The sequence below is a fragment of the Pseudomonas sp. J380 genome (assembly GCF_009827115.1).
Lineage (GTDB): Bacteria > Pseudomonadota > Gammaproteobacteria > Pseudomonadales > Pseudomonadaceae > Aquipseudomonas > Aquipseudomonas paracarnis.
Genome location: NZ_CP043060.1, coordinates 1,978,417 through 2,003,368 on the forward strand (window position 1 = coordinate 1,978,417; position 24,952 = coordinate 2,003,368).

23 protein-coding genes are annotated in these 24,952 nt (G+C 61.4%); 13 read left to right on the top strand and 10 right to left on the bottom strand.

All coding sequences use genetic code 11. The features are described 5' to 3' along the window. Nucleotides 1-140: 140 nt before the first annotated feature. Nucleotides 141-992, bottom strand: a complete 852-nt coding sequence (locus tag FXO12_RS08740; RefSeq protein ID WP_003233255.1) for a glycine betaine ABC transporter substrate-binding protein — start codon at nt 990-992, stop codon at nt 141-143. A gap of 332 nt (nt 993-1,324) precedes the next feature. On the opposite strand from FXO12_RS08740, the gene FXO12_RS08745 reads away from it, so the two are divergent. Then, the gene (locus FXO12_RS08745; RefSeq protein WP_057976703.1) at nt 1,325-2,878 is read left to right on the top strand and encodes a glycosyl hydrolase family 17 protein; all 1,554 of its coding nucleotides are present in this window, start codon (nt 1,325-1,327) and stop codon (nt 2,876-2,878) included. Between the two features lie 106 nt (nt 2,879-2,984). On the opposite strand, the gene FXO12_RS08750 is transcribed toward FXO12_RS08745, so the two are convergent. After that, on the bottom strand, nt 2,985-3,353 hold the full coding sequence (locus tag FXO12_RS08750) for a hypothetical protein (protein ID WP_014717724.1): 369 nt from the start codon (nt 3,351-3,353) through the stop codon (nt 2,985-2,987). Nucleotides 3,354-3,586: 233 nt separating this feature from the next. Here FXO12_RS08750 and FXO12_RS08755 point away from each other — a divergent pair, with 233 nt between their 5' ends. Together FXO12_RS08755 and FXO12_RS08760 are read left to right on the top strand one after the other, a co-directional pair. Beyond that, nucleotides 3,587-4,885, top strand: a complete 1,299-nt coding sequence (locus FXO12_RS08755) for a serine/threonine protein kinase (RefSeq protein ID WP_032892643.1) — start codon at nt 3,587-3,589, stop codon at nt 4,883-4,885. Continuing rightward, entirely contained in the window at nt 4,878-5,666 is a 789-nt protein-coding gene (locus tag FXO12_RS08760) for a VacJ family lipoprotein (RefSeq protein ID WP_003189993.1), read from the top strand. The genes FXO12_RS08755 and FXO12_RS08760 overlap by 8 nt, the downstream gene beginning before the upstream one ends. 56 nt (nt 5,667-5,722) lie before the next feature. Here the strand turns inward: FXO12_RS08760 and FXO12_RS08765 are convergent, their stop codons facing one another. Further along, a complete protein-coding gene (locus tag FXO12_RS08765; RefSeq protein ID WP_034127188.1) occupies nt 5,723-6,637 on the bottom strand; it encodes a DUF808 domain-containing protein in 915 nt (304 codons plus the stop codon). A gap of 134 nt (nt 6,638-6,771) precedes the next feature. Here FXO12_RS08765 and FXO12_RS08770 point away from each other — a divergent pair, with 134 nt between their 5' ends. Continuing rightward, nucleotides 6,772-7,377: a TetR/AcrR family transcriptional regulator gene (locus FXO12_RS08770; protein ID WP_032897537.1), complete on the top strand. Its 606-nt coding sequence runs from the start codon at nt 6,772-6,774 to the stop codon at nt 7,375-7,377. A gap of 128 nt (nt 7,378-7,505) precedes the next feature. Here FXO12_RS08770 and FXO12_RS08775 read toward each other — a convergent pair whose 3' ends face one another. After that, complete coding sequence (locus FXO12_RS08775) at nt 7,506-7,946, bottom strand: heme-binding protein (RefSeq protein WP_020302584.1); 441 nt, start codon at nt 7,944-7,946, stop codon at nt 7,506-7,508. Nucleotides 7,947-8,202: 256 nt separating this feature from the next. Here FXO12_RS08775 and gcl point away from each other — a divergent pair, with 256 nt between their 5' ends. From gcl to FXO12_RS08820, 9 genes are all read left to right on the top strand, one after another. Continuing rightward, nucleotides 8,203-9,978 carry a glyoxylate carboligase gene (gene gcl, locus FXO12_RS08780; protein WP_003189987.1) on the top strand — a complete coding sequence of 592 codons (1,776 nt, stop codon included), beginning with the start codon at nt 8,203-8,205 and terminating at the stop codon, nt 9,976-9,978. A 10-nt stretch (nt 9,979-9,988) separates the two neighbouring features. Then, on the top strand, nt 9,989-10,771 hold the full coding sequence (hyi, locus tag FXO12_RS08785; protein ID WP_014717718.1) for a hydroxypyruvate isomerase: 783 nt from the start codon (nt 9,989-9,991) through the stop codon (nt 10,769-10,771). 128 nt (nt 10,772-10,899) lie between these two features. Next, the gene (locus FXO12_RS08790) at nt 10,900-11,790 is read left to right on the top strand and encodes a 2-hydroxy-3-oxopropionate reductase (RefSeq protein WP_034135176.1); all 891 of its coding nucleotides are present in this window, start codon (nt 10,900-10,902) and stop codon (nt 11,788-11,790) included. A gap of 157 nt (nt 11,791-11,947) precedes the next feature. Next, entirely contained in the window at nt 11,948-13,228 is a 1,281-nt protein-coding gene (locus tag FXO12_RS08795) for a glycerate kinase (RefSeq protein WP_057976701.1), read from the top strand. Next, nucleotides 13,218-14,633: a pyruvate kinase gene (gene pyk, locus FXO12_RS08800; RefSeq protein WP_034127184.1), complete on the top strand. Its 1,416-nt coding sequence runs from the start codon at nt 13,218-13,220 to the stop codon at nt 14,631-14,633. Before FXO12_RS08795 ends, pyk begins: the two co-directional genes overlap by 11 nt. A gap of 131 nt (nt 14,634-14,764) precedes the next feature. Then, nucleotides 14,765-15,640, top strand: coding sequence for an urea transporter (locus FXO12_RS08805; RefSeq protein ID WP_054920108.1), 876 nt, complete (start codon nt 14,765-14,767; stop codon nt 15,638-15,640). A gap of 31 nt (nt 15,641-15,671) precedes the next feature. Further along, nucleotides 15,672-16,496, top strand: coding sequence for an ion transporter (locus FXO12_RS08810; RefSeq protein ID WP_014717713.1), 825 nt, complete (start codon nt 15,672-15,674; stop codon nt 16,494-16,496). A gap of 93 nt (nt 16,497-16,589) precedes the next feature. Then, entirely contained in the window at nt 16,590-17,594 is a 1,005-nt protein-coding gene (locus FXO12_RS08815) for a sulfate ABC transporter substrate-binding protein (RefSeq protein WP_160049603.1), read from the top strand. 251 nt (nt 17,595-17,845) lie between these two features. Beyond that, nucleotides 17,846-19,051, top strand: a complete 1,206-nt coding sequence (locus FXO12_RS08820; RefSeq protein ID WP_034127181.1) for an MFS transporter — start codon at nt 17,846-17,848, stop codon at nt 19,049-19,051. A gap of 289 nt (nt 19,052-19,340) precedes the next feature. On the opposite strand, the gene phnN is transcribed toward FXO12_RS08820, so the two are convergent. From phnN to FXO12_RS08850, 6 genes are all read right to left on the bottom strand, one after another. Continuing rightward, on the bottom strand, nt 19,341-19,913 hold the full coding sequence (phnN, locus tag FXO12_RS08825; protein WP_057976699.1) for a phosphonate metabolism protein/1,5-bisphosphokinase (PRPP-forming) PhnN: 573 nt from the start codon (nt 19,911-19,913) through the stop codon (nt 19,341-19,343). A gap of 439 nt (nt 19,914-20,352) precedes the next feature. Then, nucleotides 20,353-20,760, bottom strand: coding sequence for a hypothetical protein (locus tag FXO12_RS08830; RefSeq protein ID WP_057976697.1), 408 nt, complete (start codon nt 20,758-20,760; stop codon nt 20,353-20,355). Nucleotides 20,761-20,776: 16 nt separating this feature from the next. Then, entirely contained in the window at nt 20,777-21,967 is a 1,191-nt protein-coding gene (gene ccmI / locus FXO12_RS08835; protein WP_054920117.1) for a c-type cytochrome biogenesis protein CcmI, read from the bottom strand. Next, the gene (locus FXO12_RS08840; RefSeq protein ID WP_020301388.1) at nt 21,960-22,433 is read right to left on the bottom strand and encodes a cytochrome c-type biogenesis protein; all 474 of its coding nucleotides are present in this window, start codon (nt 22,431-22,433) and stop codon (nt 21,960-21,962) included. The genes ccmI and FXO12_RS08840 overlap by 8 nt, the downstream gene beginning before the upstream one ends. Continuing rightward, on the bottom strand, nt 22,430-22,966 hold the full coding sequence (locus FXO12_RS08845) for a DsbE family thiol:disulfide interchange protein (protein WP_057976695.1): 537 nt from the start codon (nt 22,964-22,966) through the stop codon (nt 22,430-22,432). Before FXO12_RS08845 ends, FXO12_RS08840 begins: the two co-directional genes overlap by 4 nt. Further along, nucleotides 22,963-24,951 carry a heme lyase CcmF/NrfE family subunit gene (locus FXO12_RS08850; RefSeq protein WP_057976693.1) on the bottom strand — a complete coding sequence of 663 codons (1,989 nt, stop codon included), beginning with the start codon at nt 24,949-24,951 and terminating at the stop codon, nt 22,963-22,965. The genes FXO12_RS08845 and FXO12_RS08850 overlap by 4 nt, the downstream gene beginning before the upstream one ends. Between the last annotated feature and the right edge of the window lies 1 nt (nt 24,952).

Here is a 24,952-nt window from a genome sequence, read left to right on the forward strand (position 1 = left end):
ATCGAGCTTAGCGAGGATTTGTAAAAAGTGTAGGAGCGAGCTTGCTCGCGAAAAACGTCAACGATAACGCGTTCATTCTGGATGATCGCGGTGCCTGTGCGTTCTTCGCGAGCAAGCTCGCTCCTACAATTGGGGCGGGGTTATTTAGCAGTCCATTCGGCGACGCGCTCGGGGTGCTTGGCTACCCAGTCCTTGGCCGCGGCGTCCGGCTTGGCGCCTTCTTGAATCGCCAGCATGACTTCACCGATTTCATCCTTGGAGGCCCACTGGAATTTCTTCAGGAAGGCTGCGACTTCCGGCGCTTTCTTCTCCAGGCCCTTGCTGCCGATGCTGTTGACGGTTTCAGCAGCACCATAAATCCCTTTTGGGTCGTCCAGGAAACGCAGTTTCCACTTGGCGAACATCCAGTGCGGCACCCAACCGGTGACCGCAATCGACTCCTGCTTGTCTTCGGCGCGGGTCAGTTCGGCAATCATCGCCGCACCCGAGCTGGCTTGCAGTTTGTAGTCCAGGCCATATTGCTTGATGGCTTCGTCGGTCTTGAGCATTACGCCCGAACCGGCGTCGATGCCGACGATCTTGTTTTTGAAGGTGGTATCGGTCTTGAGGTCTTCAATGGACTTGGCCTTGACGTATTCAGGCACGATCAGGCCGATCTTGGCGTCTTTGAAGTTGGGGCCGTAGTCGACCACCTTGTCCTTGTTCTTGGTCCAGTATTCACCGTGGGTTACAGGTAGCCAGGCGGAAAGCATGGCATCGAGTTTGCCGGTGGCGACGCCCTGCCACATGATCCCGGTGGCAACCGCTTGCAGTTTTACGTCATAGCCGAGCTTTTGCTTGATCACCTCTGCCGCCACATGCGTAGTGGCCACGCTGTCGGACCAGCCGTCCACGTAGCCGATGCTCAGGGTCTTGCTGTCGGCACTGGCCAGTGTGGAGCCCATCGCAACTACCAGAGTGGCAGCTGCGCCCAAGAGTCGTCGCATCTTCATAGTACTTCCCCGAAAGTGCTGCGCCCGACGGATGCCGAGCGACGTCAAACTGTTGTTATAGGGTGCACCGCGCCCCCTTCACGCGCATCGATCCGGTTGCTGAGGCATCAGTGGAGTACTGACAGTTTTATCTTCAACCTGCGTAGGCATTTGCCCTGCTCTGTCAGCGACCTTGGTTGAGCAGGAAACGACATCACATCGCCAGCAGGATGCTTTGTAGGCGTTATCGCCAGAATCCCGCCCGAAGTTTGCATGTCAAAATTATGCAGCCCCACAGGGCTGCGGCAAATCCGGGTAAGATGCGCGCCTTTGCTCCCCCAGATAAGCCGACCATGCCTGCGACTGCCCGCTTCCCTGCCCTGCCCTATTTCTTCGCCTTGATCCTCGGCGTGCTTGCCCTTGTCGGCTACTGGTACGGCCTCGGCCGGCCGGTGGTGTTGCCAGACGTCGCCAGCGCCAGCCATAAGCTGCAATGTGCGTCCTACACACCGTTCGACAAAGACCAATCCCCATTCGATCAACCGTTCGCGCTGCGCCCCGAGCGCATGGACGCCGACCTGGCGCTACTGGCTACGCGCTTTGAATGCATTCGCACCTACTCCATGACCGGCCTGGAGGCCCTGCCGGACATGGCGCGCAAGCATGGGTTGAAAGTCATGGCCGGGGCCTGGGTCAGCAGCGACCCCGTGGCGACCGAAAAAGAGATCAACGAGTTGATCGCGGCGGCCAACGCCAGCCCGGACGTGGTGACCTCGGTGATCGTCGGCAACGAAGCCCTGCTGCGCAAGGAAGTCACCGCCAAGCAACTGGTGGCGCTGATCCATCAGGTTAAAAGCCAAATCAAGCAGCCCGTCACCTATGCCGATGTCTGGGAGTTCTGGTTGCAACACCCGGAAATCGAGCCTGCGGTGGACTTCCTGACCATTCACCTGTTGCCGTATTGGGAAGATGAGCCGTCCGGCATCGACCAGGCGCTCAAGCACGTGGGCGATGTGCGCCAGACCTTCGGCCATAAATTCGCGCCCAAGGACATCGTGATCGGCGAAACCGGCTGGCCCAGCGAAGGCCGGCAGCGCGAAACCGCCGTGCCCAGCCGGGTCAATGAGGCCAGGTTCATGCGCGGCTTCGTGGCCATGGCCGAAGCCAATGGCTGGCGCTACAACCTGATCGAAGCCTTTGACCAGCCGTGGAAACGTGCGAGTGAAGGCGCAGTGGGCGGTTATTGGGGGCTGTTCGATGCAGACCGTCAGGACAAAGGTATCCTCGCCGGCCCGGTGACCAATGTGCCGTACTGGCGGCTGTGGCTGGGCGTCGGCGGGCTCATCCTGCTGGGCACCCTGGTGCTCGGCGGCCGCGTTCGCAGCACTCGCTCTGCGTTAATACTGCCGTTGCTAGGGGCCGTCGCAGCGTGCTCCATCGGCAGTTGGGCCGAACTGACCCGCGTCACTGCGCGTTTCAACGATGAATGGCTATGGGCAGGCTTGCTGGTGGTCTTGAACCTGCTGGTGCTGGCTCATACCGCCCTGGCCCTCAGCGCCCGGCAAGGCTGGCGTGAGCGCGGGTTCAACTGGCTGGAGCAGCGCGCCGGCTGGTTGATGGCAATCGCCGGGTTTGCCGGTGCGGTGATGATGCTGGCGCTGGTGTTTGACCCGCGCTATCGCAGCTTTCCAAGCGCAGCGCTGGTGTTGCCGGCCCTGGTGTACCTGATACGCCCGGTGACCGGGCCACGTCGGGAGATTGCGTTGCTGGCCTTTATCATCGGTGCCGGCGTTGCGCCGCAGTTGTACCGTGAAGGGCTGCTGAACCAGCAGGCCTGGGGTTGGGCAGTGGTCAGCGTGCTGATGGTTGCGGCTTTGTGGCGTTGCTTGCGAGTGCGCAAGGCGTAACACCGCTATCGCAGGCAAGCCAGCTCCCACAGTTGCCCGTGCTCACAGATAGAAATGTGTGAACACAATCAACTGTGGGAGCTGGCTTGCCTGCGATGAGGCCACATCAGGCGCCGCGAGGCTTCCTGACCAACCGCAACCCCGCAATCACCACCGCGAACACCGCAAACGTCGTGTTGTACAGCGCCAGCGCCGGCAACCCGAACACCAACCCCACCACCGCCAACGCCCACCCCGCACGCCCCGGTACAAAAAAGCCCAGCACCGAAGTGATCAACGCCGCCCACCCCAGCAGCTTGAAATGAATCATCAAACCCAGGTTCGAACGCACCTGGCATTCCCAGCGGCTGGCCTCATCAGCGCAGATGCCAACCCATTGCCCATCCTCCATGAAGCCATAGCGTGCGGCATAACTGGCGGCCAGCCATAACGGCAGGGCAATAAGCAGCAGGATCAACGGCAAACGACGGGACATGGGGCACTCCGATAGGCAAAAACGGCGCCCAGCTTAATCCCACGGCGGCCGTTAGCAAGGTGTTCGCACAGATATCTGTTCAACAAAGCATGGCAAAGTGTATCGTCTCGCTACTATTACCCCGATTCCGACGTTTTTTCCGACTTTTCGTGCCGAGTGCTGGCACTTCGGTGACAAGGCGGTGGTCATAGCCTGCGAACTTCATTCAGCCCGTTCCTCTTAGGGATTAAGTCATGCTCCGTTCCTTGCGCTGTGCTGCCTTGCTGGGCAGCCTATTTTTGAGTGCGTCAGCACTGGCCGTCGATATCGACCAAGCCAGCTATGGCTACCCTTTGACCAACCCGTTCGAAGCGACCATCGCCACCACACCTCCCGATCTGCGGCCAACCCTGCCGACCGATGACGAGATCACCCAGTCCGACTACACCCTGACGATGCGCCCCGAGCGCGAGTTCAGCCTGCCGGACAATTTCTGGGCGGTGAAGAAACTCACCTACCGCATTGCCAAGCAGGACCGCGCCGCGCCTTTGATCTTCCTGATCGCCGGCACCGGTGCACGCTTTGACAGCAGCATCAACGAATACCTGAAAAAGCTGTATTACCAGGCCGGCTACCATGTGGTGCAGCTCTCCTCGCCAACCAGCTTCGACTTCATCAGCGCCGCTTCGCGCTTCGCCACCCCGGGCATCACCCAGGAAGACGCCGAAGACATGTACCGCGTGATGCAAGCCGTACGCGCGCAGAACGCCTCGTTGCCCGTGACCGATTTCTACCTCACCGGCTACAGCCTGGGCGCCCTGGATGCGGCGTTTGTCAGCAAGCTGGATGAGACCCGCCGCAGCTTCAACTTCAAGAAAGTGCTGCTGCTCAACCCGCCGGTCAACCTCTACACCTCGATCACCAACCTCGACAAGCTGGTACAGACCGAGGTCAAGGGCATCAACAACAGCACCACCTTCTATGAGTTGGTGCTGAGCAAACTGACGCGTTACTTCCAGCAAAAAGGCTACATCGACCTCAACGATGCCCTGCTTTATGACTTCCAGCAGTCCAAGCAGCACCTGACCAACGAACAGATGGCCATGCTGATCGGCACCTCGTTCCGCTTCTCGGCCGCCGACATTGCCTTCACTTCGGACTTGATCAACCGACGTGGCCTGATTATTCCGCCCAAGTACCCGATTACCGAAGGCACCAGCCTCACGCCGTTCCTCAAGCGTGCCCTGCAGTGTGACTTCGACTGCTACCTCACCGAACAAGTGATCCCGATGTGGCGCGCGCGTTCCGATGGCGGCAGCCTGCTGCAACTGATCGACCAGGTCAGCCTCTACGCCCTCAAGGACTACCTGCGCGACAGCCCGAAAATCGCCGTGATGCATAACGCCGACGACGTGATCCTCGGCCCTGGCGACCTGGGTTTCCTGCGTAAAACCTTCGGCGATCGCTTGACCGTCTACCCGCTGGGCGGCCACTGCGGCAACCTCAATTACCGCGTCAACGCCGACGCCATGCTGGAGTTCTTCCGTGGCTAAATATCTTCTGCTGCTCGCCGCACTGATGTGCGCAGGCGTGGCCAATGCCGACAACAGCAAGGCCCAAGAACCCGTCAAGGTCGATGCCGACGGCTTCAAGGAGCCGCTGACCAAGCTCAAGTTCAACCCAGGCTTGGACCAGCGCGAATTCGAGCGTTCCACGCTCACCGCGCTCAACGTCTACGACCCACTGGAGTCGTGGAACCGCCGCGTATACCACTTCAACTATCGCTTCGACCAGTGGGTGTTCCTGCCGGTGGTGAACGGTTACCGCTATGTTACGCCGAGCTTTCTGCGCACCGGCGTGAGCAACTTCTTCAACAACCTGGGCGATGTGCCCAACCTGATGAACAGCTTGTTGCAGCTCAAGGGCCACCGCTCGCTGGAAACCACCGGGCGCCTGCTGGTCAACACCACCATTGGCATCGCGGGCCTGTGGGACCCGGCCACCGCCATGGGCCTGCCGCGCCAGAGCGAAGACTTCGGCCAGACCCTGGGCTTCTACGGTGTACCGGGTGGCGCCTACCTGATGCTGCCGATTTTCGGGCCGTCGAACCTGCGTGATACCGGCGGCCTGCTGGTGGACTACAGCGCCGAATCGCAGATCAACTTCCTCAACGTGTCTGAAGTCAGCTCCAACCATCCGGAAGTCTGGGCCCTGCGCGCCGTGGACAAGCGCTACCAGACCAGCTTCCGCTACGGCCAGATGAACTCGCCGTTCGAGTATGAGAAGGTGCGGTATATCTACACCGAATCGCGCAAGTTGCAGATTGCCGAGTAAACAGCAGCGATAAAAAAAGGCCATTCGATTGAATGGCCTTTTTTATGCCTGCGGTTTCACCCTCGCAGTGCTTTCCAACCTTTACCTGCCACGCTGACCACTGCCAGGACGACAGCGCCGGCAATGATCCCCGCCACCGCATTGAGCAGCGTTGGCATCAGCCACGCCAACGCGCCGGTGCTCTGGCTCACGGTTTCGATCCAGTGATGCACCACGGGCACGCCATGGGTGAGGATACCGCCACCAACCATGAACATCGCCGCCGTGCCAATCACTGACAGGCTCTTCATCATGTAGGGGGCCGCGCTCAGGATCGCGCCACCAATACTGCGCGCCACCTGGCCCGGCTTCTGCGTCAGCCACAGCCCCAGGTCGTCGAGCTTGACGATACCGGCCACCAATCCATATACGCCGATGGTCATGACAATGGCGATACCCGACAGCACGATCACCTGCTGCGTGAGCTGCGCGTCGGCGACGATGCCGAGGGTGATGGCAATGATTTCGGCGGACAGAATGAAGTCGGTACGGATCGCGCCCTTGATCTTGTCTTTCTCGAACGCCACCAGATCGGTTGCCGGGTCGGCCACCGCTTCAGCCAACTGTGCGTGTTCGGCTTGATCTTCAGCCTTGCTGTGCAGGAATTTGTGCGCGAGCTTTTCGAAGCCCTCGAAACACAGATAGGCACCGCCAAGCATCAACAGTGGTATCACCGCCCAGGGTGCAAAGGCGCTGATCAACAGGGCCGTCGGCACCAGGATCAGCTTGTTGATAAACGAGCCCTTGGCCACCGCCCACACCACCGGGATTTCTCGCTCGGCGCGCACGCCGGAGACCTGCTGGGCGTTCAGTGCAAGGTCATCGCCCAGCACGCCCGATGTCTTCTTGGCGGCCATTTTTGTCATCAGCGCGACGTCATCGAGTACCGCCGCGATATCGTCGATCAACACCAACAAGCTGCTTCCTGCCATGAACCGGACTTCCGTTAGAGAGAGATGGCGCGAGCATAGCGCGGCGCAGGGCCTTGCGGGCAGATTGTTGAGGCTTGCGGATGGCCGGTGCTACCATGCGCAACCGCCTGTCATGGCAAGGAAACGTCTGGTTTATGAGCAGCATTCGCGAGCGCAACAAAGAAAAAATCCTGCGGGCGGCGAGCGAGGAGTTTGCCGACAAGGGCTTCGCCGCGACCAAAACCAGCGACATCGCCGCCAAGGCCGGGCTGCCCAAGCCCAACGTCTATTACTACTTCAAGTCCAAGGACAACCTTTACCGCGAGGTGCTCGAAAGCATTATCGAGCCGATCCTGGCCGCCTCCACGCCGTTCAACCCCGAAGGCGAGCCCAAGGAAGTATTGAGCAACTACATCCGCTCCAAAATCCGCATCTCCCGCGACCTGCCGTTCGCCTCCAAGGTGTTCGCCAGCGAAATCATGCACGGCGCCCCACACCTGAGCGCCGACCAGGTTGAGCAGCTCAACGCTCAGGCCAAGCACAATATCGACTGCATTCAGAGCTGGGTTGACCGTGGCCTGATCGCCGCGATCGACCCCAACCACCTGATGTTCAGCATCTGGGCAGCCACCCAGACCTATGCCGATTTCGACTGGCAGATCTCGGCGGTAACCGGCAAGGCCAAGCTGGATGAGGCCGATTATGAGGCGGCGGCGCAGACGATTATTCGGTTGGTGCTCAAGGGGTGTGAGCCGGATTGATAGACCGCGGCGAGGCTATCGCAGGCAAGCCAGTTCCCACACTGATTGCACTCACACAGTTGAATTTGTGAACACCGCCAATGTGGGAGCTGGCTTGCCTGCGATAGCTTACTCACAGTCAGAACGATTCAAGCCGACACCCCCGCATCCGCCATCAACCCCACTCCTTCTATCGCCGTGATCGCACACTGCTCGTCAATATCGGACGTGTCCCCGCTGATCCCGATCGCGCCCAGCACCATGCCGCTCTGATCCCGAATCAACACCCCACCCGGCGCCGGCACGACGCTGCCCTGCCCCAGGCTGTTCAACGCCGCGATAAACGCCGGTCGCTGTTGGGCGTCCAGCGCCAGCAAACGTGAACCCTTGCCCAGGGCAATGGCGCCCCAGGCCTTGCCGATAGCGATTTGCGGGCGTAGCAGGCTGGCGCCGTCTTCGCGTTGCAGGGTGACCAGGTGGCCGCCGCTGTCGAGCACGGCGATGGTCAGTGGCGCAGCCGAAATGGTGCGGCCTGCAGTAAGGGCCTGGGTGGCCAGTTGGGTGGCGAGTTTCAAGGTTAAAGCGCTCATAGGTGCCGTCCTTATCTTGTTATGGGTAATGCGGTGAGGTCTGTTTGATCAGATGCTCGATCACACAAATAGAACACAATGATGTTTATTTTTGTATACAATATTTTCCAACAAAGGCTCCATACGTCGAAAAAAGCGCTTCCGACGAACGCAAAGGTCAGTTTACGAAAGGCATTGACCAACGCCGCTCGCCGTGAATACACTTTGGACAGACACAACTTGTATACAATTACAAAACGCAAGAGGCACCAAAACCATGAGCAAAATGAGAGCAATCGAAGCCGCCGTCCTGGTGATGCGCCGTGAAGGTGTGGATACCGCCTTCGGTATCCCAGGCGCCGCGATCAACCCGCTGTATTCGGCCTTGCAGAAGGTGGGTGGCATCGATCACGTCCTTGCTCGCCACGTTGAAGGCGCCTCGCACATGGCCGAGGGCTACACCCGTACCAAGGCCGGCAACATCGGCGTGTGCATCGGCACGTCGGGCCCGGCGGGTACCGACATGGTCACCGGCCTGTACAGCGCCTCGGCCGACTCGATCCCGATCCTGTGCATTACCGGCCAAGCCCCCCGCGCCCGGATGCACAAGGAAGACTTCCAGGCCGTGGACATCACCAGCATCGTCAAGCCGGTGACCAAGTGGGCAACCACAGTGCTGGAACCCGGCCAAGTGCCTTACGCGTTCCAGAAGGCCTTCTATGAAATGCGCTCCGGCCGTCCCGGCCCGGTGCTGATCGACCTGCCGTTCGACGTACAGATGGCCGAGATCGAGTTCGACATCGACGCCTACCAGCCGCTGCCGCTGGCCAAGCCGCTGGCGACCCGTGTGCAAGTGGAAAAAGCCCTGGCTCTGCTCGACGCAGCCGAACGCCCATTGCTGGTGAGCGGTGGCGGCGTGATCAACGCCGACGCCAGCGAGTTGCTGGTGGAGTTCGCTGAGCTGACCGGCATCCCGGTGATCCCGACCCTGATGGGCTGGGGCACTATCCCGGACGACCACCCGCTGATGGTGGGCATGGTCGGCCTGCAAACCTCGCACCGCTACGGCAACGCGACGATGCTCAAGTCAGACGTGGTGCTGGGCATCGGCAACCGCTGGGCCAACCGTCACACCGGTTCGGTAGAGGTGTACACCGAAGGCCGTAAATTCATTCATGTCGACATCGAACCGACCCAGATTGGCCGCGTGTTCACGCCGGACCTGGGCATCGTTTCCGACGCCGGCTCCGCGCTGACGATGTTCATTGAAGTGGCCCGCGAGTGGAAAGCCGCCGGCAAGCTCAAGGACCGCAGTGCCTGGTTGCATGACTGCCAACAACGCAAGGCCACCCTGCACCGCAAGACTCACTTCGACAACGTGCCGGTCAAGCCGCAACGCGTTTACGAAGAGATGAACCAGGTGTTCGGCAAAGACACCTGCTACGTCAGCACCATCGGCCTGTCGCAGATTGCCGGCGCGCAATTCTTGCATGTGTACAAGCCACGCCACTGGATCAACTGCGGCCAGGCTGGCCCACTGGGCTGGACCATTCCCGCGGCGCTGGGCGTGGTCAAGGCCGACCCGAGCCGCAAAGTGGTGGCCTTGTCGGGCGACTATGACTTCCAGTTCATGATCGAAGAACTGGCGGTGGGCGCACAGTTCAAGCTGCCGTACATCCATGTGGTAGTGAACAACTCATACCTGGGCCTGATCCGCCAGGCCCAGCGTGGGTTCGAGATGGACTACTGTGTGCAGCTGTCCTTCGACAACCTCAACGCCCCCGAACTCAACGGCTATGGCGTCGACCATGTGGCGGTTGCCGAGGGCTTGGGCTGCAAGGCCCTGCGTGTGTTCGAGCCAGGCCAGATCCAACCAGCCTTGCGCCGCGCCCAAGAGATGATCGAAGAATTCAAGGTGCCGGTGATCGTTGAGATTATTCTGGAACGGGTGACCAATATTTCCATGGGCACCGAGATCAACGCCGTCAATGAATTCGAAGACCTGGCCCTGGTCGGCAACGACGCGCCGACTGCCATTTCCCTGCTCGATTAAGGAGAACCCTATGCCGCGCTTTGCTGCCAACCTGTCCATGCTGTTTACCGAACAGGATTTCCTTGCCCGCTTCAAAGCGGCTGCCGATGCCGGCTTCCAGGGCGTGGAGTACCTGTTCCCGTATGAGTTCAGCTCTGCCGACATCAAGGCGCAGTTGGACGCCAACGGCCTGACCCAGGTGTTGTTCAACCTGCCTGCCGGAGACTGGGCCAAGGGCGAGCGCGGCCTGGCTTGCCACCCGGACCGGGTCGAGGAGTTCCGTGCCGGGGTCAAACTGGCAATCGCCTATGCCCAGGTCTTGGGCAACACCCAGGTCAATTGCCTGGCGGGAATCCGGCCACAAGGCGTTGATGACGAGACCGTGGAAAAGACCTTTGTCGCCAACCTCAAGTACGCCGCCGAGAAGCTGCAAGCGGCGGGTATCAAGCTGGTGATGGAGATGATCAACACCCGCGACATTCCCGGCTTCTACCTCAACAACACGGCGCAGGCCCTGTCGATTCGCGAGCAAGTGGGCAGCGCCAATCTGTTCCTGCAATACGACATCTACCACATGCAAATCATGGAAGGTGACCTGGCGCGGACCATGGCGGCGCACCTGGGCGAGATCAATCACATTCAGCTGGCGGACAACCCTGGGCGCAACGAACCAGGTACCGGCGAGATCAACTACCGCTTCCTGTTCGAGCATCTGGACCGCATTGGTTACGCGGGTTGGGTCGGCTGTGAGTACAAGCCGTTGACCACTACCGAGGCGGGTTTGGGTTGGCTCAAAACCCACAACGCCATCTGACAACTGACACAACACAAAACAATGTGGGAGCTGGCTTGCCTGCGATGCGGATACCTCGGTGTATCAGGCATACGGGGGTGATGCCATCGCAGGCAAGCCAGCTCCCACATGAAAAGAGGATTTTGATCATGGCTAAAATCGGATTTATCGGCACCGGCATCATGGGCCAACCCATGGCCGCCAACCTGCAGAAAGCAGGCCATCAACTGTTTCTCTCCGAACATCACGGCAAGGCTCCGGCTGAACTGATCAGCGCCGGCGCCGTGGCGCTGGCCAACCCGCAACAAGTGGCCCAGGAAGCCGAGTTCATCATCGTCATGGTGCCCGACACCCCACAAGTCGATGACGTGCTGTTTCGCGCCGACGGCGTGGCTGCGGGCCTGTCACCGAACAAGGTGGTGATCGACATGAGCTCGATCTCCCCTACTGCCACCAAAGCATTCGCCGCCAAGGTCAACCAGGCCGGCGCGCAGTACCTGGACGCCCCGGTGTCCGGTGGTGAAGTCGGTGCCAAGGCCGGCACCTTGAGCATTATGGTCGGTGGCGAACCGCAGACGTTCGAACGCGCGCTGCCGCTGTTCCAGAGCATGGGAAAAAACATCACCCTGGTAGGCGGCAATGGCGATGGCCAGACCGCCAAGGTGGCCAACCAGATCATCGTTGCCCTGAACATCCAGGCGGTGGCCGAAGCGTTGTTGTTCGCCTCCAAAAACGGCGCCGACCCGGCCAAAGTGCGTGAAGCGCTGATGGGTGGCTTTGCATCGTCCAAGATCCTGGAAGTGCACGGCGAGCGCATGATCAAGGGCACCTTCGATCCGGGCTTCCGTATCAACCTGCACCAGAAGGACCTGAACCTGGCCCTCGCCGGCGCCAAGGAACTGGGGATCAACCTGCCGAACACCGCCGGCACCCAGCAAGTGTTCAGCACCTGCACGGCAATTGGCGGCGGCAACTGGGACCACTCGGCACTGATCAAGGGCCTGGAGCACATGGCGAATTTCTCGATTCGCGATAAATAACCCACACCGCTGATCGTTCCCACGCTCCGCGTGGGAATGCCTCTTGTGACGCTCCGCGTCACGCTTTGGGCGCAGAGCGTCCCGGACTGCATTCTCACGCAGAGCGTGGGAACGATCGCTGCACCTCTAATAACAAGAATCCCCCGGGAGCCCGCTTATGTCGGTCGATCCGCAACACCTGCTTCGCGAGCTGTTTGCCACAGCCATCGATGCCGCCCACCCCCGGCAAGTCCTTGAACCCTACCTGCCTGCCGACCGCAGTGGCCGTGTGATCGTGATCGGCGCCGGTAAAGCCGCGGCCGCCATGGCATTGGTCGTCGAAGATTGTTGGCAGGGCGAAGTCTCGGGCCTGGTGGTCACGCGCTATGGCCATGGCGCGCCATGCAAAAAAATCGAAGTGGTCGAAGCCGCCCACCCGGTTCCGGATGCGGCCGGCCTGGCCGTGGCCCAGCGCGTGCTGGAACTGATCAGCCATCTGAGTGAAGACGACCGTGTGATCTTCCTGCTCTCCGGCGGTGGCTCGGCATTACTGGCCCTGCCCGCCGAGGGCATCACCCTGGCGGACAAACAAGCCATCAACAAAGCCCTGCTTAAATCCGGCGCCACCATTGGCGAGATGAATTGCGTGCGCAAGCACCTCTCGGCCATCAAGGGCGGGCGGTTGGCCAAGGCTGCGTGGCCGGCCACGGTGTACACCTACGCGATCTCCGATGTACCGGGCGACCAGGCCACGGTGATTGCCTCGGGCCCGACCGTCGGTGACCCTAGCACCTCGCAACAGGCCCTGGCGATCCTCAAGCGTTACCACATCGACACCCCCGCTTCGGTGCGCAGTTGGTTGCAGAACCCGGCCTCGGAAACCGTCAAGCCCGGCGATCCGGTGCTTGCCCGCAGCCACTTCCAATTGATCGCCCGCCCGCAGCAATCCCTGGAAGCGGTGGCGGTCAAAGTGCGCCAGGCCGGTTTCAGCCCGCTGATCCTCGGTGATCTGGAAGGCGAAGCCCGCGATGTGGCCAAGGTACACGCCGGCATCGCCCGGCAGATCGTGCAGCACGGCCAGCCACTGGCGGCGCCTTGCGTGATTCTGTCGGGGGGCGAAACCACCGTCACTGTGCGCGGCGACGGTCGTGGCGGGCGCAATGCGGAATTCCTCTTGAGCCTCACCGACAGCCTCAAGGGCCTGCCCGGCGTGTACGCCCTGGCCGGCGATACCGATGGCATCGACGGTTCAGAAGACAACGCCGGCGCGATCATGACCCCCTGCAGCTACCACCGTGCCGAAGCCCTGGGCCTGTCGGCCAGTGATGAGCTGGACAACAACAACGGCTACGGCTATTTCGCCGCCCTGGGCGACTTGATCGTCACCGAGCCGACGCGCACCAACGTCAACGACTTCCGCGCCATCCTGATCCTTGAGACTGCCAACCATGACGCCTGACAAGAAGGTCAAAATCCTCGCCACTCTGGGCCCGGCCACCGACGGTATCGATGACATCCGCGAGCTGGTGGAGGCCGGGGTAAATATCTTCCGCCTCAACTTCAGCCACGGTGACCACGCCGACCATGCCCAGCGCTACCAGTGGATTCGCCAGGTCGAGCGCCAGCTCAACTACCCGCTCGGCATCCTCATGGACCTGCAAGGGCCGAAGCTGCGGGTGGGACGCTTTGCCGAGGGCAAGGTGCAGCTCGTACGCGGCCAGGCCCTGCGCCTGGACCTGGATGAAACCCTGGGCGACCAACGCCGGGTCAACCTGCCCCACCCGGAAATCATCGCGGCCCTGGAGCCGGGTATGGACCTGCTGCTCGACGACGGCAAGCTGCGCCTGCGCGTAATCACCAAGCATGCCGATGCCATCGACACCACCGTGCTCAATGGCGGCGAACTGTCTGACCGCAAAGGTGTGAACGTCCCACAAGCGCTGTTGGAACTGAGCCCACTCACCACCAAGGACCGCCGCGACCTGAGCTTCGGCCTGGAGCTGGGTGTGGACTGGGTGGCGCTGTCGTTTGTGCAGCGCCCGGAAGACATCCGCGAAGCCCGCGAGCTGATCGGCGATAAAGCATTTTTGATGGCCAAGATCGAAAAGCCTTCGGCGGTGCAACGGTTGCGTGAAATCGCCGAACTGAGTGACGCGATCATGGTGGCCCGGGGTGATCTGGGCGTGGAAGTGCCGGCCGAGAGCGTGCCGCAGATCCAGAAAGACATCATCAGCACCTGCCGCCAACTGGGTAAGCCGGTGGTGGTGGCCACGCAGATGCTCGAATCCATGCGCTTCTCGCCGGCACCCACCCGCGCCGAAGTCACCGATGTCGCCAACGCGGTGGCCGAAGGTGCAGATGCGGTGATGCTGTCGGCCGAAACCGCCTCGGGCGAGTACCCGCTGGAAGCGGTGCAGATGATGAGCAAGATCATCCGCCAGGTGGAAAACGGCCCGGACTACCAGGCACAGCTGGATGTCAGCCGGCCCAAGGCAGATGCCACGGTGTCGGACGCCATCAGCTGCGCGATCCGCCGCATCAGCAGCATCCTGCCGGTGGCGGTGCTGGTGAACTACAGCGAGTCCGGCAGTTCCAGCTTGCGCGCGGCGCGGGAGCGGCCCGTGGCGCCGATCCTCAACCTCACACCCAACCTGTCCACGGCGCGGCGCCTGAGCGTGGCGTGGGGCGTGCACTCGGTGGTCAATGATCGGCTGCGCCAGGTGGATGAGGTGTGTTCCACCGCACTGGAAATTGCCCAGGCCCAGGGCATGGCGCAGCGTGGCGATACCTTGGTGATTACCGCAGGGGTGCCGTTCGGGCAGCCGGGGTCCACCAATTCGCTGCGTATAGAGACGCTGATTTAGCGCCTGTCAGGGCCTCATCGCGGGCAAGCCCGGCTCCCACATTTGATCGAGTTTGCATGTCGAACATCAATCAAATGTGGGAGCTGGCTTGCCTGCGATGAGGGCAACTCGGTCTTATTGACTCAACCCAAATGCACAACCCAACCTGCCCCGACTGGGCCGAAGCCCTGCTCAACGGCTTCAGCCAAATCTTCCTGCAGCGCCACCCGCTGTGCGGCCTGCTGTGCCTGCTGGCGATCCTGATCGGTGCCCCGGCCTTGCTTGGCGGTGCCTTGCTGGGGGGCGTCGCAGGGTTGCTCACGGCCCAGCGCCGGGGGTATCCCAAAGCCGAGCGCCAGGCCGGGCTGTATAGCTACAACGGCGTATTGCTGGGCCTGTTGATCAGCCAGCACTTTGCCTGGTCGGCGCTGGTGCCGCCGCTGATCCTGGCGTGCGGCGGCTTGAGTGCCATCCTCACCCGGCACTGGTTGAAACACGCGACCCAACCCCTGGATTTGCCAGCGTACACCGCGCCCTTTGTTGGCCTGGGCTGGTTGCTGCTCGGCCAGGCCCCGGAGAACACCCTTGCGCTGAGCGAGCCCGACACTGTCGCTGTACTGGCCGCACCCTTCACCGGCCTTGGGCAAATCATGCTGCTGGACCAGCCCCTGGCGGGTGTGCTGATCGCCCTGGGCTTGCTGCTGGCCGACCGTCGCGCCGTCGCGTGGGCCTTGGGCGGCGCCACTCTCGGCATGCTGGCCGGCCTGTGGTTGAACGACCCCACTGGCGCCCTGCTCGGCCTGCATAGCTATAACCCCGCGCTGGCCGCGCTGGCCCTGTGCTCGTCGCGTCGCCAGCCTTGGTTGCCACTGCTGGGTATCGGCCTGGCCATCCTGCTCACCCCTGGCTTTTGCGGCCTGCACCTGCCCGCGCTGACCGCGCCATTTATTCTCGCGTGCTGGCTGGTGCGCGCCGGTCAGCGAATGCTGCACAAGCCTCACATGGACAGCCCGTTCGAATCGCCCTAGGCTTGCTCGATATTCGTTTCAGGCAGGGTTTATGGACAGCAACAACGACTGGCGCCAGCGCCTCTACATCATGGTGTTCCAAAGCGACACCGTCGCCGGGCGGCGCTTTGACGGCATCCTGCTGCTGATCATCCTCGCCAGCCTGGTGATCGTGATGCTCGACAGCATCGACACAATCCATCAGAACTACGCCGACGTGCTGGCCTATATCGAGTGGGGCTTCACGCTGATCTTCGCCATCGAGTACGGCCTGCGCCTGTATTGCTCGCCCAAGCCGCTGCGCTATGCCTTCAGCTTTTATGGCTTGGTGGACCTGCTCGCCATCGTCCCCGGCATCCTCGCGCTGTACTACAGCGACGCCCAGTATCTGCTGATCATCCGCATCATCCGGATGCTGCGCATCTTCCGCGTGCTCAAGCTCAGCCCGTATCTCAAGCAGGCCAACTACCTGATGGCGGCGCTGCGCGGCAGCAAGCAGAAGATCGTGGTGTTCCTGGTCAGCGTGTGCACCCTGGTGACGGTGTTCGGCACCTTGATGTACGTGATCGAAGGCCCGGAACATGGCTTTACCAGTATTCCCAAGGGCATCTACTGGGCGATCGTCACCCTGACCACCGTGGGCTTCGGCGATATCGTGCCCAAGACGCCCCTGGGCCAGGTGATTTCTTCGCTGGTGATGATCACCGGTTACTCGATCATCGCCGTGCCGACGGGTATTTTTACCGCTGAACTGGCCAGTGCCATGCGCGGCGAACAGCTGCATACCGACTGCCCAGTGTGCAAGAAGGACAGCCATGAACCCAACGCCGCGTTTTGCGCGCGCTGTGGCAGCAATCTGTTTCGCAAACTGGAATAAGCAAAGTTCGTTTTAATCTTTAAAGCTCTATGCAGGCCCGGCTATAGTCGCTGGCAAATTGCCTCCCTCTTCTCGAACAACAAGGAATGAGCAGTGAAAAAAATCCTCAGCGCCTCTCTACTGGCCGCCGGCCTGGCCTTGGCGGGCTCCGCCCAGGCAGCGACCACCCTGCTCAACGTCTCCTACGACGTGATGCGCGACTTCTACAAGGACTACAACGCCGCTTTCCAGAAGCACTGGGCAGCCGAGCATCCGGACGACAAGCTGACGCTGCAGATGTCCTTCGGCGGCTCCAGCAAACAGGCACGCTCAGTGATCGACGGCCTGCCCGCCGACGTGATCACCATGAACATGGCTACCGATATCAATGCCCTGGTCGATAACGGCAAGCTGGTGCCGGACAACTGGGTGACGCGCCTGCCGAACAACAGTGCGCCATTCACCTCAGCCACGGTGTTTATTGTGCGCAAAGGTAACCCCAAGGCGTTGAAAGACTGGCCCGACCTGCTCAAGGACGGCGTGCAGGTAATCGTGCCCAACCCTAAGACCTCGGGTAACGGCCGCTACACCTATCTGTCGGCCTGGGGTTACGTGCTGAAGAACGGCGGCGATGAAGAAAAGGCCAAGACCTTCGTTGGCAAGTTGTTCAAGCAAGCGCCAGTGCTGGACACCGGTGGCCGCGCCGCCACCACCACCACCTTCATGACCAACCAGATTGGCGACGTGCTGGTGACCTTTGAAAACGAAGCAGAAATGATCGCCCGCGAGTTTGGCCGTGATCAGTTCGAAGTGGTCTATCCAAGCGTTTCCGCCGAAGCCGAACCGCCGGTGTCGGTGGTGGATAAAGTGGTCGAGAAAAAAGGCAGCCGTGCCGTGGCCGAGGACTACCTCAAGTATCTGTGGTCGCCCGAAGGCCAGGAAATTGCGGCCAACAACTACCTGCGCCCACGGGACCCGAAGGTGCTGGCAAAGTACACCGACCGGTTCCCCAAGGTGGACTTCCTGTCGGTGGAGAAGACCTTCGGCGACTGGCGCACAGTGCAAAAGACCCATTTCAATGATGGCGGGGTGTTTGACCAGATCTACTCTGGCCAATAACCCATCTGACTGAATCAACTCGGTCAAACCTGTGGGAGCTGGCTTGCCTGCGAAAGCGATCTATCAGTCATATTTCTGGTGACTGGTGCACCGCCATCGCAGGCAAGCCAGCTCCCACTTTTTTGCGTAGGGCAGATGTGTCTGAATGTATCATCAGCCGGCATAAGTGATATCACCACAAGCAGCCTACTCACTTGAGAGCCTTGTCTTTACTCTCTCACGCCATCGTCCTTCGCCTTTATGAGTACACCATGAACGCAACCTCTCACGCTGCAGGCACCATGACCCGGGGCATGGTCATGCTGTTCGCGTTTTGCTGCGGCGCCATCGTCGCCAACATCTACTACGCGCAACCGATCATCGAGCTGATTGCCCCAGACATTGGCCTGACGCCGGCAATGGCCAGCCTGATCGTGTCCCTCACGCAAATCGGCTATGCCCTGGGCCTGTTTTTCCTGGTGCCTCTGGGCGACCTGCTGGAAAACCGCAAGCTGATGATCGCCACCACCGTCGTGGCGATCGCCAGCCTGTTGGGTGCGGCGTTTATCGAACAGCCGAACCTGTTCTTGCTGGTGTCGCTGCTGATCGGTTTCAGTTCCGTCTCGGTGCAGATCCTGATTCCGCTGGCCGCACACCTGGCGCCGGCCGAATCCCGGGGCCGGGTGGTCGGCAGCATCATGGGCGGCCTGCTGCTGGGCATCCTGCTGGCACGGCCGGTGTCGAGCGTGGTGGCCGACCACTTCGGTTGGCGTGCGATGTTCATGGCGGCCGCCGCACTGATGGCGTTTATCAGCGTGGTGCTGATGCTGACAATCCCCAAGCGCCAGCCCGATCACAGTGCCAGCTACGGCCAGTTGCTGCGCTCCCTGGGCACCCTGTTGCGTGAGCAACCGCTGTTGCGCCAGCGGGCGTTCTACCAGGGTTGCATGTTCGCCGCCTTCAGCCTGTTCTGGACTGCCGTACCACTGGAACTGGCGCGTAACCACGGCCTGAGCCAAAGCGAGATCGCACTGTTTGCCCTGGTCGGTGCCCTTGGCGCCATCGCCGCGCCCATGGCCGGTCGCCTGGCCGATGCCGGCCATACCCACCGCGCCTCGTTGCTGGCGATGCTGTTTGGCGCGCTGAGTTTCCTGCCGGCGTTGGTACACCCGCTCTACAGCGTGATCGGCCTGGCAGTCACCGGTGTGGTTCTGGACTTCTGCGTGCAGATGAATATGGTCCTCGGCCAGCGCGCCATCTACGCCCTCGATGCCAACAGCCGTAGCCGCCTGAACGCGCTGTACATGACCAGCATTTTTATCGGCGGTGCGTTCGGTTCGGCGATTGCCAGCAGCGTGTATGAACATGGCGGCTGGTTGGCCGTCATGCTGGTGGGCAGCGCATTTGCGCTGGTGGCCTTGTTGCGCTTCCTGAGTGCGTCACGTAAAGCCGCGTTGGCCACTGCCCAAGCGTCCTGACGGGGCCTTCGGCTCATAAATACTTTTCACAACGCACAAAGGGGCGGGACTTAATCAATCATTGAGTAAGTCCCGCCCCGCATTGCGTCAAACAATCGCGCCCCTGCCGCCCCTGTATAGTGCTCAACGAAGTTCAGCGCTACCTTGCCGTCGCGTGCCATTTGCGACAGGTCGATCTTGTCTTCTCCGTATTGAAGTCCACCAACAAGTCGGCATGGGTGCGTATTGAGAATATGAGCTCCGTCTCCGGGTTTTATCTGAGCGCTGGCATTACCCATGCACTACTGGGTCAGGTGTTCACGCTGTGCCCGTGCTCCAGGCAACACAGCAAGCGTTCGACGGTATGCGCCAACGGGCCGGAATTATCCAATACGAACAACCCCGCGCCATGACCGGCAATCAATTCGGCAGTGAACCGCGCATTGCGCGCGAGGCGCTCCTCGATATCCGCCAATGACTCCCGTCCACGCGCAATCAGACGCTGGCGCAGCACCGCTTGGTCCACCGTCAGCAGCAATACCAGCAAGGTCGGATAACGCTCACGGGTTTGCGCCAGGTGCGCACGGGAACCGTTGACCAGAACGTCGTCCCCCGCGGCCAGCCAATCGTCGATTTCCCTGGGGATGCCGTAGGACAAGCCATTAGCCTGCCAGCTCAAGGCAAATGCGCCCTCGGCCTCCATGGCCGCAAACTGCTCGGGGCTCACACCTTGCGCCGCTTCGCCCACCGCCTCCGCGGACCGAGTGATCACCCGTCGCACCATGCGGCACCCACGCTCAACCAGACGTGGGCGTGCGGCATCCAGCAGACTGTCTTTGCCCGAACCCGATGGCCCGATGAGATAGATCAACCTGCCTGCCATTAAAAACCCTCTTCGCTTGTCCCCACACCGGTACATCCCCGGGACCACTGCGCGGCGCCTGGTTTGCACCCGGGGAGCCGCGTCGTAGTAGCCGCAGGAAAGTATACCTAGCAATCCTTCCCACGCCAGGCCAGCGATAGCCACATCACTACAGCGCACTGCGCATTCGGCGCATGCGTCGGGCTTTAATTGCTTGGCCCTACCGTGATCTACACAGTGCGTTTGAAAGCCATGAAAAAGGCGACCCTCAGGCCTAATGCCAGTCAGTTAAGAGCTAGAGCAGACAACCAGTGACTTGTGGCGAGGGAGCTTGCTCCCGCTGGACTGCGTAGCAGTCCCATTTTTGGGGCCGCTTCGCGCCCCAGCGGGAGCAAGCTCCCTCGCCACAGTTACCGATTCTGTCTTAACTGACTGGCATTAACCCTCAGGCCGCCTTTTGTCATTGCGCGTATTGCTTGCTCAACCCCGGCGGCACGCCTTGCACGTTGGTCTCTTCCCATGGCCCGTTGGGGCTGATGGAGCGGCTCCAGCCGTTGCTCCAACGGTAGTAAGTGCGCTGGCGGTAGAAGGTATCAGGCTGATCGTCGAGCACGTACACCTGCATCTTGCCGTCCCAGTGGCTGGCGGCGCCCGGCGGTGGAGCAAAGGTCGGCGACTTGCTTGGCAGCGGTTTGGCCGGTGGCGTCACCGGGCCGGAAGGTTTGGTGCTGGGCTTGGTGCTCGGCTGGGTCGAGGGGCCAGACGGTGGAATAGTCGGGCCGGTCGGCGCCGGAGGTGGGCGGTGGACCGCACAGGCGCTCAGGCCGAGTACCAGGCTGAGCAAGGTGATGCGTGCAAATGCGGTCATGGGAGTGTCCTCAGAATTACTGGTCCGGAGTGTCGATGGTCAGTTGCTGCAACGCAGTGGTGCTGCTGGCCAACGGTTGGCTGCGGCCGATCCATTCGCCAGTGGTCGGTTGGCCGGCCCGGGATATGCGCGCAACCAGTTGGACTTCGGGGAAGTTGGACAGTTTCAACTGCGGCATCATCGCGTCGGCATCGCCCAGTTCGACGGTGACCGGCAATGCGTCGACGGTCACACGCTTGGCAGCCAAGGGCGCCGGGGGGCCGTTTACGGCGCGGGCAAAGATGAACACGCTGTCGCCTGGCAGGACGTTGGCCTTCACTTCGGCAGATAAGTCCACCCGCACGGTCAGTAGCGCCTTGGGCGCCTGGGCGACGCTGCCACCGCTCTCCTTGAGCTTCTCTGCCGCGCGATCAATGCCGCCTTGCAGGGCGACACGGGAATTGTCTTCTGGCGGCAGTTGCGCGAGCAGGCGGTTCCAGTAGTCGATGGCTTCCTGATAACGCTGGCCCTCAAAGGCAGCGATACCCAACAGGCCAAGACTGGTGACTTCCTTGGGATCGAGCTTCAAGGCTTCGTCGGTCAGCGCCTGAACCTGAGGCGACCATTGTTTGTTGTCAGCAAAGTACTGCGCCTGGGCCCATTGCCCGAGCAGTTCCGGTTGGCGCCCGGCCAACGCAACCGTACGTTCAAAGACTTTGGCGGCATCGCCGGCACGGTCCTGGGCCATATAGGCGCGCCCAAGGAAGTACAAACCTTCTGCCGAATCCGGTTGTGCAGCGGCGGCGCGTTCCAGGCGACGGGTCATGTCGGCCATGGACACCGGCGGTTGGGAAAACTCACGGGTCAGTTCAACCTTGTCGCTCGCGCCATAATGCAGGTACAGCGCCACGCCCAGCACAGGCACCAGAAACGCCGCCAAAAACGGCAGCGGTTTGCCTAACCGCGATTCGCGGGGTTTTTCCACACCTTCGGTGTCGGCCAGCAACTCGCGGGCCGCTTCGGCGCGGCCGGTATCAAGTTGCGCGGTATTCAACACACCTTCGTCCTGCTGCGCTTGCAGCTCGGCGACGCGTTCCTGGTACAGCGCCACGTTCAACGCGGTGCGATCCTCTTCACGCTGGGCACGACGGCCACGCAACACAGGGATCAACAGGAAACTCAGGGCAATCAGTAGCAGCAAACCGGCTGCGAGCCAGAAATCAATCATCAGTCTTGGTGTCCAGCAATTGGTCGAGGCGTTTACGCTCTTCAGGGGACAGCGCATCGGCGCCATCAATCGGTGCGACACGGCGCCGACGCACGATCACGGCCATCACCACCACACCGGCCAGCAGCAGCCCGGCCGGGCCAAACCACAGCAGCGCGGTCTTGCCGGTGAGTGCCGGTTTGTAGCGTACGAAATCACCGTAGCGGTCGACCATGAAGTCGATGATCTGCTGGTCGTCCTTGCCCTCCCCCAGCATGCGGAAAATCTCTCTGCGCAGGTCGGTGGCGATCGGGGCGTTGGAGTCGGCGATGTCCTGATTCTGGCATTTGGGGCAGCGCAGTTCCTTGGTCAGGTCGCGGAAACGCTCACGCTGCGCGTCGTTGGCGAATTCATAGGTGTCGATGGCGGCGTGGGCCACGCCGGCCAGGCCCAGGGCTAAAACGGCAGCGGTCAACCAACGCTTCATGGCTTGGCCTCATCGACCAGGGCCTGGTACTTGGCGGCCAGTTGCTCACGCCACACCGTTTCGTCGATCACGCCGACGTACTTGTCGCGGATCACACCTTTGGCGTCGATGAAGAAAGTTTCCGGCGCGCCGTACACACCCAGGTTCAATCCCAGGTTGCCGTCTTCGTCGCGGATATCCAGCTGGTACGGGTTATGAAATTCCGCCAACCACTTCAAGGCCGACGCATTGTCGTCCTTGTAGTTGATGCCGTAGATCACCACACCCTTCTCGGCCAGCTTGTTCAACACCGGGTGTTCGACGCGGCAAGAGATGCACCAGGTGGCCCACACGTTGACCAGCGCCGGCTTGCCCTGCAAGTCTGCCTGGGTCAGGGTCTTGTCACCCTGCACCGTTGGCAGGTTGAAGGCGGGGAACGGCTTGCCAATCATCGCCGAAGGCAGCTCGGCAGGGTCCAGGTACAACCCGCGATACAGGAACACCGCCACCAGCAGGAACAACGCCAGCGGCACAACCATCAACCAACGCTTCATACCGCAGCTCCCGAAAGGCCAAGCGCTTCACGCACCCGGCTCTTGACCTTGACCCGATAGCGCCGGTCCAGCGCTGCGAGCAACCCGCCGAACCCGGTGAGCAAACCGCCGAACCAGATCCAGCGCACGAAGGGTTTGACATGCACGCGCACGGCCCAGGCCCCGTCGCCCAAGGGTTCACCGAGGGCCACATACAGGTCACGGGTGAAACCGGCGTCGATGCCAGCCTCGGTCATCATCGAACTCTGCACGGTGTACAGGCGTTTCTCCGGGTGCAGCACGGCGATTTCCTTGCCATTGCGCACTACGCGCACCGTGCCTTTGTCGGAGGTGAAGTTCGGCCCTTCGAAGTGCTTGGCACCTTCGAAGATGAAGTGGTAACCGGCCAGGTCCATGGACTCGCCCGGCGCCAGGCGCAGGTCGCGCTCGGCGCTGTTCTGGCTGGACAGCACTACCCCAAGGGCGCACACCGCGATACCAATGTGGGCGATCTGCATGCCCCAATAGCTGCGGGTCAGGGTGGGCAGGCCCTTGAGCAAACCCTTGTGGCGCGTTTTGTCGACGATGTCCCGCGCCCCCGCGAGCAACACCCAGGCTGCCAGCAGGAACGTCGCGAGTACCGCCCAATTGAAGTCGCCGTAGGCAAACCCGGCGATCACCGCCAGGGCCACGCTGCCGAGCAGCACCGGCATCAGCATGCCCGCCAGCCATTTCACCGGGGTGTCTTTCCAGCGCACCAGCACGCCGACCGCCATCACCACCATCAACAGGCCCATCAGCGGGATGAACAACGCATTGAAGTACGGCGGCCCCACGGACAGCTTGGCGCCGCTCAAGGCGTCCAGCACCAGCGGGTAGAGGGTGCCGAGCAGGATCATCGACGCGGCTACCACCAGCACCAGGTTGTTGCCCAACAACAGGGTTTCCCGCGACCACAGGTTGAAACCGACCTGGCTCTTGACCACCGGCGCGCGCAGGGCAAACAAGGTGAGCGAGCCGCCGACGACAAACAGCAGGAAGATCAGGATGAACACGCCGCGCTCAGGGTCTGAGGCAAACGCATGCACCGAGGTCAGCACGCCCGAGCGCACCAGGAAAGTGCCGAGCAGGCTGAGGGAAAACGCCGCGATGGCGAGCAGTACCGTCCAGCTCTTGAACACGCCACGTTTTTCGGTGACGGCCAGGGAGTGAATCAGCGCGGTACCCACCAGCCACGGCATGAAGGAGGCGTTTTCCACTGGGTCCCAGAACCACCAGCCGCCCCAGCCGAGTTCGTAGTAGGCCCACCATGAGCCCAGGGTGATACCGATACCGAGGAAGGCCCAGGCAACGATGGTCCATGGCCGTGACCAGCGCGCCCAGGCGGCGTCGAGACGACCGCCGAGCAAGGCGGCGATGGCAAACGCGAAGGCCACGGAGAACCCCACATAACCCATGTAGAGCATCGGCGGGTGCACGATCAGGCCGATATCCTGCAGCAACGGGTTGAGGTCGTGACCGTCCACCGGGATCTGCGGCAGGATGCGGGTGAACGGGTTGGAGGTCATGATCAGGAACAGCAGGAAGCCGATGCTGATCATGCCCATCACCGCCAGCACCCGCGCCAGCATCACTTGCGGCAATTGGCGCGAGAACACCGAGACGGCGAAGGTCCAGCCGCCGAGGATCAAGGCCCACAACAGCAATGAACCTTCGTGGGCACCCCACACGGCGCTGAACTTGTAGTACCAGGGCAAAGCGCTGTTGGAGTTGTTGGCAACGTAGGCGACCGAAAAATCGTCGGTCATGAAGGCGTAGGTCAGGCACCCAAAGGCGAACAGCAAGAAGGCAAACTGGCCCCAGGCGGCCGGCTGCGCCAGGCTCATCCACAGGCGGTCGCCGCGCCAGGCACCAAGCAAGGGCACCACGGCCTGGACCACGGCAAAGCACAGCGCGAGGATCATCGCCAACTGGCCCAGCTCCGGAATAAACAGTGCGAACGTCATG

Bases quoted from the DNA above. Each gene is read 5' to 3' on its own strand.
- FXO12_RS08740 (WP_003233255.1), bottom strand. From the start codon at position 992: ATGAAGATGCGACGACTCTTGGGCGCAGCTGCCACTCTGGTAGTTGCG.
- FXO12_RS08745 (WP_057976703.1), top strand. From the start codon at position 1,325: ATGCCTGCGACTGCCCGCTTCCCTGCCCTGCCCTATTTCTTCGCCTTG.
- FXO12_RS08750 (WP_014717724.1), bottom strand. From the start codon at position 3,353: ATGTCCCGTCGTTTGCCGTTGATCCTGCTGCTTATTGCCCTGCCGTTA.
- FXO12_RS08755 (WP_032892643.1), top strand. From the start codon at position 3,587: ATGCTCCGTTCCTTGCGCTGTGCTGCCTTGCTGGGCAGCCTATTTTTG.
- FXO12_RS08765 (WP_034127188.1), bottom strand. From the start codon at position 6,637: ATGGCAGGAAGCAGCTTGTTGGTGTTGATCGACGATATCGCGGCGGTA.
- FXO12_RS08770 (WP_032897537.1), top strand. From the start codon at position 6,772: ATGAGCAGCATTCGCGAGCGCAACAAAGAAAAAATCCTGCGGGCGGCG.
- FXO12_RS08775 (WP_020302584.1), bottom strand. From the start codon at position 7,946: ATGAGCGCTTTAACCTTGAAACTCGCCACCCAACTGGCCACCCAGGCC.
- gcl (WP_003189987.1), top strand. From the start codon at position 8,203: ATGAGCAAAATGAGAGCAATCGAAGCCGCCGTCCTGGTGATGCGCCGT.
- hyi (WP_014717718.1), top strand. From the start codon at position 9,989: ATGCCGCGCTTTGCTGCCAACCTGTCCATGCTGTTTACCGAACAGGAT.
- FXO12_RS08790 (WP_034135176.1), top strand. From the start codon at position 10,900: ATGGCTAAAATCGGATTTATCGGCACCGGCATCATGGGCCAACCCATG.
- FXO12_RS08795 (WP_057976701.1), top strand. From the start codon at position 11,948: ATGTCGGTCGATCCGCAACACCTGCTTCGCGAGCTGTTTGCCACAGCC.
- pyk (WP_034127184.1), top strand. From the start codon at position 13,218: ATGACGCCTGACAAGAAGGTCAAAATCCTCGCCACTCTGGGCCCGGCC.
- FXO12_RS08805 (WP_054920108.1), top strand. From the start codon at position 14,765: ATGCACAACCCAACCTGCCCCGACTGGGCCGAAGCCCTGCTCAACGGC.
- FXO12_RS08810 (WP_014717713.1), top strand. From the start codon at position 15,672: ATGGACAGCAACAACGACTGGCGCCAGCGCCTCTACATCATGGTGTTC.
- FXO12_RS08820 (WP_034127181.1), top strand. From the start codon at position 17,846: ATGAACGCAACCTCTCACGCTGCAGGCACCATGACCCGGGGCATGGTC.
- phnN (WP_057976699.1), bottom strand. From the start codon at position 19,913: ATGGCAGGCAGGTTGATCTATCTCATCGGGCCATCGGGTTCGGGCAAA.
- FXO12_RS08830 (WP_057976697.1), bottom strand. From the start codon at position 20,760: ATGACCGCATTTGCACGCATCACCTTGCTCAGCCTGGTACTCGGCCTG.
- ccmI (WP_054920117.1), bottom strand. From the start codon at position 21,967: ATGATTGATTTCTGGCTCGCAGCCGGTTTGCTGCTACTGATTGCCCTG.
- FXO12_RS08840 (WP_020301388.1), bottom strand. From the start codon at position 22,433: ATGAAGCGTTGGTTGACCGCTGCCGTTTTAGCCCTGGGCCTGGCCGGC.
- FXO12_RS08845 (WP_057976695.1), bottom strand. From the start codon at position 22,966: ATGAAGCGTTGGTTGATGGTTGTGCCGCTGGCGTTGTTCCTGCTGGTG.
- FXO12_RS08850 (WP_057976693.1), bottom strand. From the start codon at position 24,951: ATGACGTTCGCACTGTTTATTCCGGAGCTGGGCCAGTTGGCGATGATC.